The organism is Allobosea sp. 05T439 (assembly GCF_056396005.1).
This window is the reverse complement of the sequence record NZ_JBFTKP010000005.1, coordinates 279,069-292,673: the sequence shown is the minus strand read 5'-3', so window position 1 is coordinate 292,673 and position 13,605 is coordinate 279,069. Positions and strand designations below refer to the sequence as shown.

The following is a 13,605-nucleotide window of genomic DNA, read 5'->3' as shown; positions in this document are numbered from 1 at the left end:
GTATTGGATCTCCGACGCTGCAGCTTCGTGCGGCGTCGCGATTCCCGATCCGATCAGGTGTTCATCGAGTCGAAGAACTCGGAGTTCTGCTTGGTCTGCCGCAGCTTGTCGATCAGGAACTCGATCGCATCCTGCGGTCCCATTGGATTCAGGATGCGGCGCAGCACATAGGTCTTCTGCAGCACATCCTTCGGCGTGATCAGCTCTTCCTTGCGGGTGCCCGACTTCAGGATGTCGATCGCCGGGAAGATGCGCTTGTCGGCCACCTTGCGGTCAAGCACGATTTCCGAGTTACCGGTGCCCTTGAACTCTTCGAAGATGACTTCGTCCATGCGGCTGCCGGTATCGATCAACGCAGTCGCGACGATGGTCAGCGAGCCGCCTTCCTCGATATTGCGGGCCGCGCCGAAGAAGCGCTTCGGCCGCTGCAGCGCGTTGGCATCGACACCACCGGTCAGCACCTTGCCGGAAGAGGGGACCACGGTGTTGTAGGCACGGCCGAGGCGCGTAATCGAGTCGAGCAGGATCACGACATCGCGGCCATGCTCCACCAGGCGCTTGGCCTTCTCGATGACCATCTCCGCGACCTGGACGTGGCGCGTGGCCGGCTCGTCGAAGGTCGAGGACACAACCTCACCCTTCACCGAACGCTGCATGTCGGTGACTTCCTCGGGCCGCTCGTCGATCAGCAGCACGATCAGATAGCACTCGGGATGATTGTTGGTGATCGACTGCGCGATGTTCTGCAGCAGAACCGTCTTACCGGTGCGCGGCGGCGCCACGATCAGGGCGCGCTGGCCTTTGCCGATCGGAGCGACGATGTCGATGACGCGGGGCGAGAAGTCCTTCTTGGTCGGATCCTGAACTTCCAGCCGCAGACGCTCGTCCGGATACAGCGGCGTCAGGTTGTCGAAATGGATCTTGTGCCGGATCTTCTCCGGGTCCTCAAAATTGATCGTGTTGACCTTGAGCAGCGCAAAATAGCGCTCGCCATCCTTGGGTCCACGGATTGGCCCTTCAACCGTATCACCCGTGCGCAGGCCGAACTTGCGGATCTGCGACGGCGAAACGTAGATGTCGTCGGGACCCGGCAGATAGTTCGAGTCGGAGGAGCGCAGGAAGCCGAACCCGTCCTGCAGCACCTCGACCACGCCCTCGCCGAGAATCTCGGTTTCCTTGGCGGCCAACTGCTTGAGGATGGCGAACATCAGCTCCTGCTTGCGCATCGTGCTGGCGTTCTCGACCTCCATGCCTTCGGCGAAGGCAAGAAGCTCGGTCGGCGATTTGACCTTGAGTTCGTGAAGCTTGATTTCCCGCATGGGGCACCCGGATCGTAAACGCCCCCACACGAATGGCGGAGGTCAGGGACTCAGTGGAGGGCTCGACAGGGCCTGGAAGGACCAGTGCGCAGGGGATGCGCACCATGAGCGTCTGCACCGGCAGCCAGCTCACGAACCATCGACAACAGGGAGGACGCAAAAAGTCGCGTTGCGCTTGATAGCTGGTTTCCCGTGGACTCTCAAGCCGGAAACGTCGGCGTCGCTCAGAACGGTTTGACGACGACCAGGATCACGATTCCGACCATCAGCAGTGCCGGCACTTCGTTGATGATCCGGTAATAGCGCGCCGACTTGTCGTTGCGATCTTCGGCAAAGGCCCTGACCCGTCCGACCAGGATGCCATGGATGGCGGAGAGGATGACCACGAGCAGAATCTTGCCGTGCAGCCAGCCACCCTTGAAGCCATAGATCGCCCAGGCGAGGTACAGACCCAGCACCCAGGTCACGATCATCGCCGGATTGATGATGCCCTTGAGGAGCCGGCGTTCCATGATCTTGAAGGTTTCGGACTGCACCGAGCCGGTCTGCGCCTCCGCGTGATAAACCATCAGCCTGGGCAAATAGAGCATGCCGGCCATCCAGGAGATGACCGCCATCACGTGAAAAGCCTTGATCCAGTCGATCAGCATCACTGCATCCTCATCATGACCTGACGGCCGCAATCAAGCGTTCGACATGAGCGATCGGCGTATCCGGCAGGATGCCATGCCCGAGATTGAAGACGAAGGGACCGGCGCCGAAGGAGGTACGGATCGCGGCGACCTCCCGTTCCAGCTCGGTACCACCTGCCCGGAGAAGTTGCGGGTCAAGGTGACCCTGGATCGGCGCCAGCGACTGGATCTGCGTCCGCGCAAATTCGCGATCGATGTCCGTCTCGAGCCCGACAGCATCAACCCCGGTCGCTTTGACATAGCTCGGAATCAGGCGGCCGGCCCCCCGGGGAAAGCCGATGACCTTTGCCTTGGGATGACGCGCCCGCACTCCGTCGACGATCCGCTTGGTCGGCGCAATGCACCAACGCATGAAATCATCTTCGCCAAGCGAGCCAGCCCAGCTGTCGAAAATCTGCACCGCATCGACGCCGCCATCGAGCTGAGCGTTGAGATGAGCGATGGACGCCATCACGATCCGGTCGATCAGCCGGGCGAACAGCTCCGGGTCTCGTGTGAAGAGTTCCTTCGCGGGACCCTGATCCGGCGTGCCCCGCCCAGCCACCATGTAGGTCGCGACCGTCCAAGGCGCCCCGCAGAAGCCGATGAAGGCGGTGTTGCCTGGCAGGGCAGCCTTGACCTTGCCAACCGTTTCGTAGACCGGCGCCAGCACGTCCTGGTCGATCTCCTCGTKGATCTCGCCTAGCCTCTTCGCATCGCCCACGGGCTCCAACCGCGGACCTTCGCCCTGGACGAACCAGAGCTTCTGGCCAAGCGCATGCGGCACGACGAGGATGTCGCAGAACAGGATCGCTGCATCGAAACCGAAACGGCGGATTGGCTGAAGGGTCACTTCGGTAGCAAAGGCCGGATTGTAGCAGAGCTCGAGAAAGCCACCTGCCTTGGCCCGGACCTCGCGGTACTCCGGCAGATAGCGTCCGGCCTGGCGCATCAGCCAGATCGGCGGCCTTGCCATCACCTCGCCCGAAAGGCTCCGCAGGAAAACCGGATCTTCGTTCGCCATGCCCACTCCGGTCAGCCGTTCAGGTCTGAATCTTAAAAGAATCTTAGAGAGATATTCTTTTGTTTTGACTCTTGGTCAGGGGCAAATAGCCCGGCCCAACTTTGTCCACAACCGGTCCACAGGGCGAGCCGATGTCGCAGGGTGGAATCGCCCGGGGGGTGGGGCGTCTTAACTGATTAGTAAGAAATCAGAATCGCGGCCGGGGCTGCCGATCGTTAAAATGATTCACGTGAAACATCGCTCCACGTGTCCCCAGGGGCCAGCCTGTTGATGGAAAGAGGGAGTTATACAGTCGCGGTCCCGCGCTCCGCTCGGATGTACGGTTGTCCACAGCAGTCCCCATGACCAGCGTGACCCCTCATCGCGGTCAGCGCTGGGGGTCCCGGTCCAGGACGACAATTTGCATTGCCGATATGGCGCGCTAGAGGTTGCAACTTCGTTAAGCCCCGGGAGCCCACGTGGCGCGCAACTATTTTCATTTGCATCTGGTGTCCGATGCCACCGGCGAGACCCTGATTGCGGTCAGCCGGGCCGCCGCCGCCCAATATGAATCGGTCTCGGCCATCGAGCATGTCTATCCGCTGGTCCGCTCCGAGGCGCAGCTTGCCCGGGTCCTGGCGGAGATCGAATCCTCGCCCGGGGTCGTGCTCTACACGCTCGTCGAAGCGGAATGGGCCGAGCGGCTCGAGAAATTCTGCCAGGAGCTCGGCTGCCCCTGTCTGTCGGTGCTGAACCCGGTGCTGTCCCTGTTCCAGTCCTATCTCGGCCAGGCGGGGTCGCCGCGGCCGGGCGCGCAGCATGTCCTCAACGCCGAATATTTCCGCCGCATCGACGCGATGAACTACACGCTGATGCATGATGACGGGCAGCTTGGAGGCGATCTGGAAAGCGCGGATATCATCCTCGTCGGCATCAGCCGAACCTCGAAGACACCGACCAGCATCTATCTCGCCAATCGCGGTATCAAGACCGCCAACGTACCGCTGGTCCCCCATGTGCCTTTGCCGGTCGAACTTGAACGGCTGAGAAAGCCGTTGATCGTCGGGCTGGTCGCCAGCGCTGAGCGCATCGTCCAGATTCGACAGAACCGGTTGCTCTCGATGAAGGCGGATGATGAGACGCCCTATGTCGACCCTACAGCCGTGGCCGACGAGATCGCGCAGTCGCGCAAGCTTTGCGCCCGCAGGGGTTGGCCGGTGATCGATGTCACCCGGCGCTCGATCGAGGAGACGGCGGCAGCGATCCTCGACCTGCTGCGCGACCATCGCATGAAGTTCATCGCGACATGACGAAGAGGCCCTCTCTCTGGCGTGCAGCGGCGCCGCTGCTGCTTGCTTCCGGCAGTACGACCCGGGCTGGGATGCTGCGCGCAGCCGGGATCCCGGTGGACACCCTGAAGCCCGACATCGACGAGCGAGCCGCCGAGGCGCCGCTCCTCGCACAGGGTGTCGAAGGCGAGGCGATCGCGACCGCGCTTGCCTGCGCGAAGGCGCTGCATGTCTCCGTGATGAAGCCCGGCCGCTTCGTGCTCGGCGCCGACCAGACGTTGACCTGCGAGGGCCAGATCTTTCACAAGCCCGAGAATCTCCCTGGCGCCGCCGCGCAGATCGCGACATTGGCTGGGCGCACGCATGAGCTTCATTCCGCCTTTGTGCTGGCGCGCGACGGCGAGATCCTGGCTGAAGGCGGGCAGACCGCACGACTGACGATGCGGCGGCTCGAGCTCGATTTCATCGCGACCTATGTCGAACTTGCTGGCCCGGCGATCCTGACCAGCGTTGGCGGCTACCAGCTCGAGGGCCTTGGTTCCCAGCTCTTCGCTGCCGTCGAGGGCGACCATTTCACCATTCTCGGCCTCCCGCTCCTTGCCGTACTCGAGGCCCTGCGCGAGCAGGGCGCTCTCGTCGATTGATCCGGACATCTGAATTCCATGACCCGTCGCTGTTTCGTCATCGGTCACCCGATCGCCCATTCACGCTCGCCGCTCATTCACGGCAGCTGGATCGCCGAGCATGGGCTCGATGGATCCTATGAACGCATCGATGTCGCACCGGCTGCACTCTCGTCGTTCATGGCCCGGGTGCGGAGCGGCGAATTCGTGGGCGGCAACGTCACAGTTCCCCACAAGGAGGCGTCGCTGCTGCTGGTCGATGAACTCAGCCCCGTCGCCCGCGCGATGGGTGCGGTGAATACGATCTGGCGTGACGATGGTCGCCTGTTCGGCGACAACACCGATGCTGCCGGCTTCCTCGCCCATCTCGACGCCAGCGTTCCCGGCTGGAGCGAGCGGGTCGCAACGGCTCTCATTCTTGGCTCGGGCGGCGCGGCGCGGGCGATCGGTTTTGGACTGAAGGCGCGCGGCCTCGAGCGGATCATCCTCGTCAACCGCAGCGCGGACCGAGCCATGGAACTTGCCCGGGCACTTGGAGCTCCGGTCGAGGCGCGAGACTGGTCAAGGCGTCATGAGCTGGTCGAATCGGCCGATCTGATCGTCAACACGACGGCGCTTGGGATGAACGGCAAGCCGCCGCTCGATCTCGATCTCACCAGGCTCCGCCCCGGCACGATCGTTGACGACATCGTGTACGTGCCGTTGCGGACGCCCCTGCTCGAAGAGGCGGAACGTCGCGGCGGTGTTCCGGTCGATGGCCTCGGCATGCTGCTGCATCAGGCCGCCCCCGGTTTCGCGCGCTGGTTCGGTGTGACCCCGAAGGTCACGCCGGCGCTGCGGGCCCGGCTCGAAGCCGATATCCTGGGCGCCTGATTCGCTGGGTGCCGCATGACCTTCATCCTGGGACTGACCGGCTCGATCGGCATGGGAAAGTCGACCACCTCGGAGATGTTCCGGGCCCACGGCGTGCCTGTCCATGATGCCGATGCCACCGTCCATGCGCTCTACCGGGGCAGGGCGGTCGCACCGATCGCGGCAGCCTTTCCGGAGACTGTAGTAAATGGGGCCGTGGATCGTGCCCGACTCTCCTCGATGGTTGTGGGCAAGCCCGAAGCCCTGCGCGCGCTGGAGGCGATCATTCATCCTCTGGTGCGGGAGGAGGAGATCGCTTTCATCAAGAACTGCATTGCAGCGGGGAGCGATATCGGGGTCCTCGATGTGCCGCTCCTGCTTGAGGTTGGAGGAGGGTATCGCTGTGACGCCGTCGTCGTGATCACGGCATCAGCCGAAGTGCAGCGCGCCCGCGTTTTGGCGCGTCCGGAGATGACGGCGGAGAAGCTGGACGCGATCCTTGCGCGCCAGATGCCGGATGCCGAGAAGCGCCGGCACGCTCACTTCCTTGTGGACACCTCGCATGGCTTGCTGGTGGCACAGAGGCAGGTCCGCTCTATCCTCCAGGCATTGGCCGGCCGTCCTGGCCGGAGCCGGCAAGAAAAGGCGTCCAGGCATGCGTGAGATCGTTCTCGATACCGAGACGACCGGCGTCGAAGCCAATGGCGGCGATCGCGTCGTTGAAATCGGCTGCGTCGAACTGGTCAATCACTGCCCATCCGGCCGTACCTTCCATCAATACATCAACCCCGAGCGGGCGATGGCGGAAGGCGCCTTCAAGGTCCACGGACTGTCCGATGCCTTCCTGGCGGACAAGCCCGTCTTCGCGGCCATTGCCGAGGAGTTTGCAGCCTTCATCGATGGCGCGCGGCTCGTCATCCACAACGCGTCCTTCGACGTCGGCTTCCTGAACATGGAGATGAAGCGTGTCGGCCGTGGCCCGATCGATCCATCGCTGGTCGTCGATACGCTGGCGATGGCGCGACGCAAGCATCCCGGAGCCTCGAACAGTCTCGATGCGCTCTGCCAGCGCTACGGCATCGACAATACGAGGCGCACCCAGCACGGCGCGCTGCTCGATTCGGAGATTCTCGCCGAGGTCTATATCGAGCTGATCGGCGGCAAACAGGCCGATCTCGGACTTGGCGTGGTCAGCGCTTCCGGTCCCGGCAACGGTCTCGCCGATCTTTCCGAGCGGCCGCAGCGCCAGCGCCCGCTCGCCCCCTGCCTCGACGAGGCGGCAATGGCCGCTCATGAGAGCTTCATCCTGACCCTGAAGACACCGCTCTGGAGCGGCTATCTCGGTCTGGCCAAGGAAAGCTGAGCCGCTTGTGGCGGCTCAGCTTCGGGTCGGTCAGCCGCGGCTACGATCGGCGCGCCGGGACATCATGTTGAGACCCTCGATCAGCGCCGAGAAGGCCATGGCGGCGTAGATGTAGCCCTTCGGGATATGGGCGCCGAAACCCTCGCCGATCAGCGTGGCGCCGATCATCAGCAGGAAGCCGAGGGCCAGCATCACGATCGTCGGGTTCTTTTCGATGAACTTCGCCAGCGGGTCGGCGGCCAGCAGCATCACCAGCACGGCGACGATCACCGCAATCATCATCACCGGGACATGCTCGGTCATGCCGACGGCCGTGATGATGCTGTCGATCGAGAAGACCAGATCGAGCAGCAGGATCTGGAAGATCGCAGCGCCGAAGGTCACGGTTGCCGCACGGCCGCCGTCGAACACATCGGGCCCGTGATTGACGTCGACCTTGTGATGGATTTCGGTCGTCGCCTTCCAGACCAGAAAAAGGCCGCCGGCGATCAGGATGAAATCGCGCCAGGAGAAGGCCTTGCCGAAGAGCGAGACGATCGGCTCCGTCAATTGCACGATGAAGGCGACGGTACCGAGCAGCGCGAGCCGCATGAACAGGGCAAGCCCGATGCCGATCTTGCGGCCGAGCGAACGTTGCTCCTCAGGCAGCTTGTTGGTCAGGATCGAGATGAAGATCAGATTGTCGATGCCGAGGACAACCTCCATGGCGATCAGTGCCCCGAGAGCCGCCCATACGGCGGGGTCGGCAGCAAGCGTCATCAGATGGTCCATCGGGTCTCCACATAACAAAATGCGGACGCCGGATTGGCGCCCGCTTCAATGAATGTGGGAGATGGAGTTTGCCTTGCCGATGCGCAAGGCGTTGCGAAATGCGCGCGATTATTGATTGAAATGCAAGAAAGGGCCCGCGAGGGCCCTTTCGATATCGTCGGCTTGCGGAGGCGGCAGGCTCGCTCAGGCGTTAGGCGCCTGCGGCTGCTGGGCCTGAAGCTCCTGCATGCGCTGTTGATACAGCATCGCGAAATCGATCTGCGGAACATAGAAAGGCGGGAAGCCGCCGGTCTGGACCGCGTCCGCGATGATCTGGCGGGCGAACGGGAACAGCAGCCGCGCGCAGTCGATCACCAGAACGGGGTGAATATGCTCCTGCGGGATGTTCAGCAGCCGGAACACGCCAGCATAGCTGAGATCGAACGCAAACAGCGTCTCGTTGTTCAGGACGGCCTTGCCCTCGAGCTGGAGCACGGTCTCGTAATCGGTCTCCGACAGCGCGGTGGTCGAGACGTTGACCTGCAGGGACATCTGCGGGCCCTGCTCGTTCTGCTGGCCGAGGGCGCGGGGCGCCTTCGGATTCTCGAAGGAGAAGTCCTTGGTGTACTGGATCAGGGCATTCATGCTCGGCTGAGCGTTCGCCTCGCTCGCGCCGTTGCCGTTGGGGATGTCGTTGGCCATCGGTCCCATCATCGTCTGGCAGGCTTTAATCGGGAAATCCCACGCCTTGCCGGCGCCCGGGACTGCGCACCGCTCCCCGGTGCAATGCTTGCGTCGGCTATCATGGAGCTTCCTCAGGCACAAGAAGCCGCCTTCACAAGCTCGGGGGTGGATGTTACGAGCCTTGATCACCATATCGCATGCGGCGGCCGGCCGACCGCCGCCGTTGATGCGAGGCGGTCACTGGGGTTCCGGATCAGCGTTCGATGCAAAATTCCTTCGACATGACGACTTTGGTCTTCCTGGCTCTGGCCGTTTTCGTCGCCTGGAAGCTTCGCTCCGTGCTTGGCCAGAAGACCGGCAGCGAGCAGCCGCCAAAGGATCCCTTCGCGCGGCGTGAGACGCCGCCGATGCGACCTGATCAGGCCGGCGCTCCCGAGGCCAAGCGCGACAATGTCATTCGCCTGCCGGGCGCAGCCAATGATCCCGCTGCGACAGCCGTTCCTGCGGCCGAGCGCTGGAAGGACATTGCGCCTGCGGATTCGCCGATCCTTGCCGGCATCGAGGCCATCGTTCGCCAGGAGCAGGATTTCGACCCGAAGGGTTTCCTGCAGGGTGCGAAATCCGCTTACGAGACCATCGTCACCGCCTTCGCCCGCGGCGACCGCAAGGTCCTGAAGGGCCTCCTCGCCAAGGAAGTCTATGATGGCTTCGAGCAGGCGATTACCGACCGCGAGAAGCGCGGCGAGAAGGCGGAATCCTCCTTCGTCTCGATCGACAAGGCCGAGATCACCGCCGTCGACGTCAAGGGCAAGACCGCTCAGGTGACGATCGCATTCGTTTCGCAGCTGATCAGTGTTGTCCGTGATGCACAGGGCGTCGTGGTCGACGGCAGCGCCGAGGCGGTTTCGGAGGTCAACGATATCTGGACCTTCTCGCGTCAGCTCGGCAGCCGCGACCCGAATTGGCTTTTGGTCGCGACCGAAGCCGGCGCGTGACCCGTGGCCTCGGGCGCATTGCGCTGGTGGCCGCCATGTTGTCCGCTGCAATGACACAAGCGCCCGCCGGTCCGAGCTTGCCGCCCGGCGCCCGCGCAGAGGTCATCTCTCCCGGCGCAATAGCGGGATGGCCGGATGACGATCACCGCATTGCGCTGACGATTTTCGCAGCTGGCTGCGCTGCCAACCCCCCGCTTCGGCAAGGCGCCCCGATCCCCCCTGCGCTCACCGCTGTCTGCGCCGAAGCCGGCAGGCTGACGGCTCGCGGGCCGGTCGATCGGACGGCGGCGCGTCGCTTCTTCGAGGAGCGTTTCAGTTTCTGGCGCATCCGGCCGAGCGGCGCCGAGGGCGGCTTCATGACCGGCTATTTCGAGCCGGAGTTCGAAGGCTCGCTCACCCCCTCCGTCCAGTTCCCAACGCCGCTCTATGCCCGCCCTGCCGATCTGGTGACGCGCCTTGCAGGCGACGCTTGGCCAGGGCTGGAACCTGCCTTGTCCGCCGCCCGCCGCACTCCCCGGGGCCTAGAGCCCTATCCCGATCGGACGGCGATCGAGAGTGGCGCACTCGACGGGCAGGGCCTGGAAATCGCCTGGCTGCGCGATCCGGTCGACCGCTTCGTGTTGCAGGTGCAGGGCTCCGGCCGGGTTCGGTTGCAGGACGGCAGGGTCGTCCGGCTGGTCTATTCCGGCCGCAACGGCCACGCCTATACCTCACTCGGCCGGGTGCTCAGCGAGCGCGAGAACATCCCGCCGGCCGAGATGACTATGGACAAGCTGGTCGCTCGGTTGAAGGCCGATGCCGGTTTTGCCCGGGACCTGATCCGCCTGAACCGCTCCTTCGTCTTCTTCGCCCGCAAGGACGACTTGCCGGCCGAGTCGGGGCCGATCGGTGGTGCGGGTTTGCCCCTGACGCCGCTGCGTAGCATCGCCGTCGACCGCGCCATCTGGCCCTACGGACTGCCGGCCTGGATCGATGCGACAATTCCCACCGGCAGCGGCGACATGGAGCGGCTGTCGCGCTTGATGATTGCGCAGGATACGGGATCCGCCATCGTCGGACCGTCGCGGGTCGACCTGTTCGTCGGTTCCGGCCAGGCGGCGGGTCATCGCGCCGGGCTGGTCCGCCATTCCTTTGACTTCACGGTGCTCTGGCCGCGGGCGGAGGCGCGCTGAGGAATGCGCCGCCGTCGCGAGAAGACCCTGTCGGAGGCCGAGATTGCCCTGTGGCGGCAGGTTGCACGTTCGGTGACGCCACTGCGGGGGCGCGCCGCACCGCCGCCTGAGGAGCCTGCAGCGGCCCCGGCGCCACCTCCAACTGAGGCTGCCGCCCCTGTTCTGGTGGTTGCCGTCAAACCGGCCAGGATCACCCCGCCGCCGCTGGCGCCGCTCGAGCGCCGCCTGCGCACCCAGTTGCGTCGCGGAACCCAATCCGTCGAGGCGGTGATCGACCTGCACGGCCTGCGGCAGGATGCCGCTCATGCGGCGCTATGTGCCTTTCTGCGCCGCGAGCAGGCGCGCGGCACCAGGCTGGCGCTGGTCGTGACGGGCAAGGGCGCCGCGGGCGATGCGATTTTCGGCGAAGAGCGTGGCGTCCTGCGCCGCAGCGTGCCGCACTGGCTGCGGCTACCTGATCTGCGCCCTTTCGTCGTCGGCTTCGAGGAGGCCGAGCAGCGCCATGGCGGCGCCGGCGCGCTCTATATCCGTCTGCGCCGGCACCGTGAGAGCGGCGCGTGACACCCTTTGGCCAGCGCGTTCGGGAGCTGCGCGCAGCTCGCGGCGTGACGCTGGCCGGAATGGCCGCGGCGCTGGGCGTCACGCCGGCCTATCTCTCGGCCCTTGAGCATGGCAAGCGCGGCCAGCCGACCTTTGCGCTGATCCAGGGCGTGATCCATTTGCTCGGCGTGATCTGGGACGAGGCTGACGAACTCGTTCGTCTCGCCGAGCTCTCCCACCCCCGCATCACGGTCGATACTGCGGGACTGGCACCGGAGGCGACGCTGGTCGCCAACCGGCTTGCCCTTGAGATCGCCGAACTCGGCCCCGACGAACTCGCCGCGCTGCGCGCCGTGCTTGACCAGGCCAGTCGCCGGCGCGGCCGTGCTTGACCGCATCGGGTCCTGATGCGAAACGCCCATCATTCGTCCCATCCTCGCCAACCCACGGAACTCCTTCATGAAAAATGCCCGTTATGATGTCCTGGCGCTCGGCAACGCCATCGTCGATGTCATCGCTCGCGCGGAAGAGGATTTTCTGGTCGCGCATGAGCTGACCAAGGGCGCGATGATGCTGATCGACGAGCCCCGTGCCGAGACGCTCTACGCGGCGATGGGCCCGGCCAAGGTCATCTCGGGTGGTTCCGCCGCCAACACCATCGCGGGCCTTGCCTCCTTTGGCGGCAAGGGCGCCTTCATCGGCAAGGTGAAGCAGGACGAGCTCGGCAAGCTCTACCGGCATGACCTGACCTCGCAGGGCGTCAGCTTCGATACGGCTTTCGCGGCCGATGGTCCGGCGACCGCCCGTTCCTTCATCTTCGTCACGCCTGATGGCGAGCGCACGATGAACACCTATCTCGGCGCCTGCCAGGGCCTCACTGTCGCGGATGTCGACAAGGATACGGTCCAGAACGCCGACATCATCTATCTCGAGGGCTATCTCTGGGATCCGCCGGCGGCCAAGGAAGCCTTCCGCAAGGCCTCGGAGTTTGCCCATGCAGCTGGCGGCCGTGTCGCGATCACCCTGTCGGATTCCTTCTGCGTGGATCGTTATCGCGACGAGTTCCTCGGGCTGATCCGCAACCGGCTGGTCGATATCGTCTTCGCCAATGAGCACGAGCTGAAGAGCCTCTACCAGACCGGCGATTTCGACAGCGCGCTCGCTGCGTTGCGCGCGGAGAATATCATTGCGGCGGTGACGCGCTCGGAGAAGGGCGCTCTGGCGGTGACGCCTGACGGCATCGTCGCCGAACCGGTCTTCCCGGTGGAGCGCATCGTCGATTCAACCGGCGCGGGCGACCTCTTCGCCGCGGGCTTCCTCTTCGGCCTGACCTCGGGCCGCGAGGTGCGGGACTCGCTGCGGCTCGGCGCGCTGGCCGCCGCCGAGATCATCAGCCATGTCGGTGCAAGGCCGGATGTGAACCTGAAGGTGCTGGCGGGCGATAACGGCTTGCTGTGACCTGATCGGGTTTCAGGTTCGGCGTGTCATGGTCGGGCGGGTCTCGATCATGGCACGCCTTTTCACGAGCCGCGTCGCAAGACGCGGCGGCCCGGCAGTGCAGCCGCGCACGACGATTCAGTACAGCGTCGCCTTCACGCGCTCCGGCAGCGCCTTGTCATAGGCAGCACCGTCAAAGGTCTCGATCGCCTCGTTCCGCGCAGTGATGTCACGCAGGATCTGTCCGGCGCTTGGCAACTCACGCCTGTCGGCATGTTTGGCCGGGTTCCAAAGGTCGGCCCGGACCACGGCGCGCGAGCACTGGAAGTAGACTTGTTCCACATCGACCACGATCACGCAGGCCGGCAGCTTTCCCGCCATCTCGAAGCGCGCGCAGAGCTCGGGGTCGGTCGAAAGCGTCGCTGTGCCGTTCACCCGCAGGGTTTCGCTGTATCCGGGGACCAGGAAGAGCATTCCGATTCTCGGATCGAACAGAATATTTCTTAATGAATCCAGACGGTTATTGCCTTTTCTGTCTGGAATCAGGAGCGTTTTCGCGTCCCGGACCGTGACAAAGCCCGGCAGATCCCCGCGCGGCGAACAATCCAGGCCCTCCGGACCGTTGGTCGCGAGCACCATGAAGGGCGAGGCGGCGATCAGCGCAGCATAGTTCTCGTCGACATGGTCGATCTCCTTGGCGACCGAGGCGGGCGCGACGGGGTTCGGATACCGGGCGGCGAGCGTCTCGAGCGAAGTGATGCTGTGGTCGGTCATGCCGATCTCCAAGAACCAATAAGTCTAGACTATTGGGAGACAGGCGTGAGCGCCAGCCCCTTCGCACCGCAAAAAAGAAAACGCCCCGCATCGTGAGATGCGGGGCGCCTGTGGTCTGGCGATGAAGCCGGAG

General features: G+C 64.3%; 16 protein-coding genes. 10 read left to right on the top strand and 6 right to left on the bottom strand.

The window, feature by feature from the left end:
• Positions 1–53: 53 nt before the first annotated feature.
• From rho to hemE, 3 genes are all read right to left on the bottom strand, one after another.
• Complete coding sequence (gene rho / locus AC1DIO_RS08435; protein ID WP_069878589.1) at positions 54–1,319, bottom strand: transcription termination factor Rho; 1,266 nt, start codon at positions 1,317–1,319, stop codon at positions 54–56.
• 224 nt (positions 1,320–1,543) lie between these two features.
• On the bottom strand, positions 1,544–1,969 hold the full coding sequence (gene hemJ / locus AC1DIO_RS08430; protein ID WP_441492040.1) for a protoporphyrinogen oxidase HemJ: 426 nt from the start codon (positions 1,967–1,969) through the stop codon (positions 1,544–1,546).
• Positions 1,970–1,982: 13 nt separating this feature from the next.
• On the bottom strand, positions 1,983–3,014 hold the full coding sequence (hemE, locus tag AC1DIO_RS08425; protein WP_476853317.1) for a uroporphyrinogen decarboxylase: 1,032 nt from the start codon (positions 3,012–3,014) through the stop codon (positions 1,983–1,985).
• Positions 3,015–3,472: 458 nt separating this feature from the next.
• On the opposite strand from hemE, the gene AC1DIO_RS08420 reads away from it, so the two are divergent.
• Genes AC1DIO_RS08420 through dnaQ form a run of 5 tightly spaced genes read left to right on the top strand, consistent with a single transcriptional unit; the run spans position 3,473 to position 7,120 of the window.
• Positions 3,473–4,303, top strand: coding sequence for a pyruvate, water dikinase regulatory protein (locus AC1DIO_RS08420; RefSeq protein WP_441492038.1), 831 nt, complete (start codon positions 3,473–3,475; stop codon positions 4,301–4,303).
• On the top strand, positions 4,300–4,926 hold the full coding sequence (locus AC1DIO_RS08415; protein WP_441505107.1) for a Maf family protein: 627 nt from the start codon (positions 4,300–4,302) through the stop codon (positions 4,924–4,926). The genes AC1DIO_RS08420 and AC1DIO_RS08415 overlap by 4 nt, the downstream gene beginning before the upstream one ends.
• Before the next feature lie 18 nt (positions 4,927–4,944).
• Positions 4,945–5,778: a shikimate dehydrogenase gene (locus AC1DIO_RS08410; RefSeq protein WP_476767847.1), complete on the top strand. Its 834-nt coding sequence runs from the start codon at positions 4,945–4,947 to the stop codon at positions 5,776–5,778.
• Positions 5,779–5,793: 15 nt separating this feature from the next.
• Positions 5,794–6,420 carry a dephospho-CoA kinase gene (gene coaE, locus AC1DIO_RS08405; RefSeq protein WP_476767846.1) on the top strand — a complete coding sequence of 209 codons (627 nt, stop codon included), beginning with the start codon at positions 5,794–5,796 and terminating at the stop codon, positions 6,418–6,420.
• Positions 6,413–7,120 (top strand): DNA polymerase III subunit epsilon, encoded by a 708-nt coding sequence (dnaQ, locus tag AC1DIO_RS08400; RefSeq protein WP_476775123.1) that lies wholly within the window; start codon positions 6,413–6,415, stop codon positions 7,118–7,120. The genes coaE and dnaQ overlap by 8 nt, the downstream gene beginning before the upstream one ends.
• 30 nt (positions 7,121–7,150) lie before the next feature.
• On the opposite strand, the gene AC1DIO_RS08395 is transcribed toward dnaQ, so the two are convergent.
• Both AC1DIO_RS08395 and secB read right to left on the bottom strand, forming a co-directional pair.
• The gene (locus AC1DIO_RS08395; RefSeq protein ID WP_476767844.1) at positions 7,151–7,891 is read right to left on the bottom strand and encodes a TerC family protein; all 741 of its coding nucleotides are present in this window, start codon (positions 7,889–7,891) and stop codon (positions 7,151–7,153) included.
• A 183-nt stretch (positions 7,892–8,074) separates the two neighbouring features.
• Positions 8,075–8,572 (bottom strand): protein-export chaperone SecB, encoded by a 498-nt coding sequence (secB, locus tag AC1DIO_RS08390; RefSeq protein WP_069878580.1) that lies wholly within the window; start codon positions 8,570–8,572, stop codon positions 8,075–8,077.
• A 245-nt stretch (positions 8,573–8,817) separates the two neighbouring features.
• Between secB and AC1DIO_RS08385 the strand changes: the two genes are divergently transcribed.
• The 5 genes from AC1DIO_RS08385 (at position 8,818) to AC1DIO_RS08365 (ending at position 12,719) form a co-directional block, all read left to right on the top strand.
• Positions 8,818–9,549, top strand: coding sequence for a Tim44/TimA family putative adaptor protein (locus AC1DIO_RS08385; protein ID WP_441505102.1), 732 nt, complete (start codon positions 8,818–8,820; stop codon positions 9,547–9,549).
• Complete coding sequence (gene mltA, locus AC1DIO_RS08380) at positions 9,546–10,721, top strand: murein transglycosylase A (protein WP_476767843.1); 1,176 nt, start codon at positions 9,546–9,548, stop codon at positions 10,719–10,721. The genes AC1DIO_RS08385 and mltA overlap by 4 nt, the downstream gene beginning before the upstream one ends.
• 3 nt (positions 10,722–10,724) lie before the next feature.
• Positions 10,725–11,282 (top strand): Smr/MutS family protein, encoded by a 558-nt coding sequence (locus AC1DIO_RS08375; RefSeq protein WP_441492031.1) that lies wholly within the window; start codon positions 10,725–10,727, stop codon positions 11,280–11,282.
• Positions 11,279–11,653, top strand: a complete 375-nt coding sequence (locus AC1DIO_RS08370; RefSeq protein ID WP_113515708.1) for a helix-turn-helix domain-containing protein — start codon at positions 11,279–11,281, stop codon at positions 11,651–11,653. The genes AC1DIO_RS08375 and AC1DIO_RS08370 overlap by 4 nt, the downstream gene beginning before the upstream one ends.
• A 67-nt stretch (positions 11,654–11,720) precedes the next feature.
• Entirely contained in the window at positions 11,721–12,719 is a 999-nt protein-coding gene (locus AC1DIO_RS08365) for an adenosine kinase (protein ID WP_441492030.1), read from the top strand.
• Between the two features lie 117 nt (positions 12,720–12,836).
• On the opposite strand, the gene AC1DIO_RS08360 is transcribed toward AC1DIO_RS08365, so the two are convergent.
• Positions 12,837–13,472, bottom strand: coding sequence for a pyridoxamine 5'-phosphate oxidase family protein (locus tag AC1DIO_RS08360; protein ID WP_476775122.1), 636 nt, complete (start codon positions 13,470–13,472; stop codon positions 12,837–12,839).
• Between the last annotated feature and the right edge of the window lie 133 nt (positions 13,473–13,605).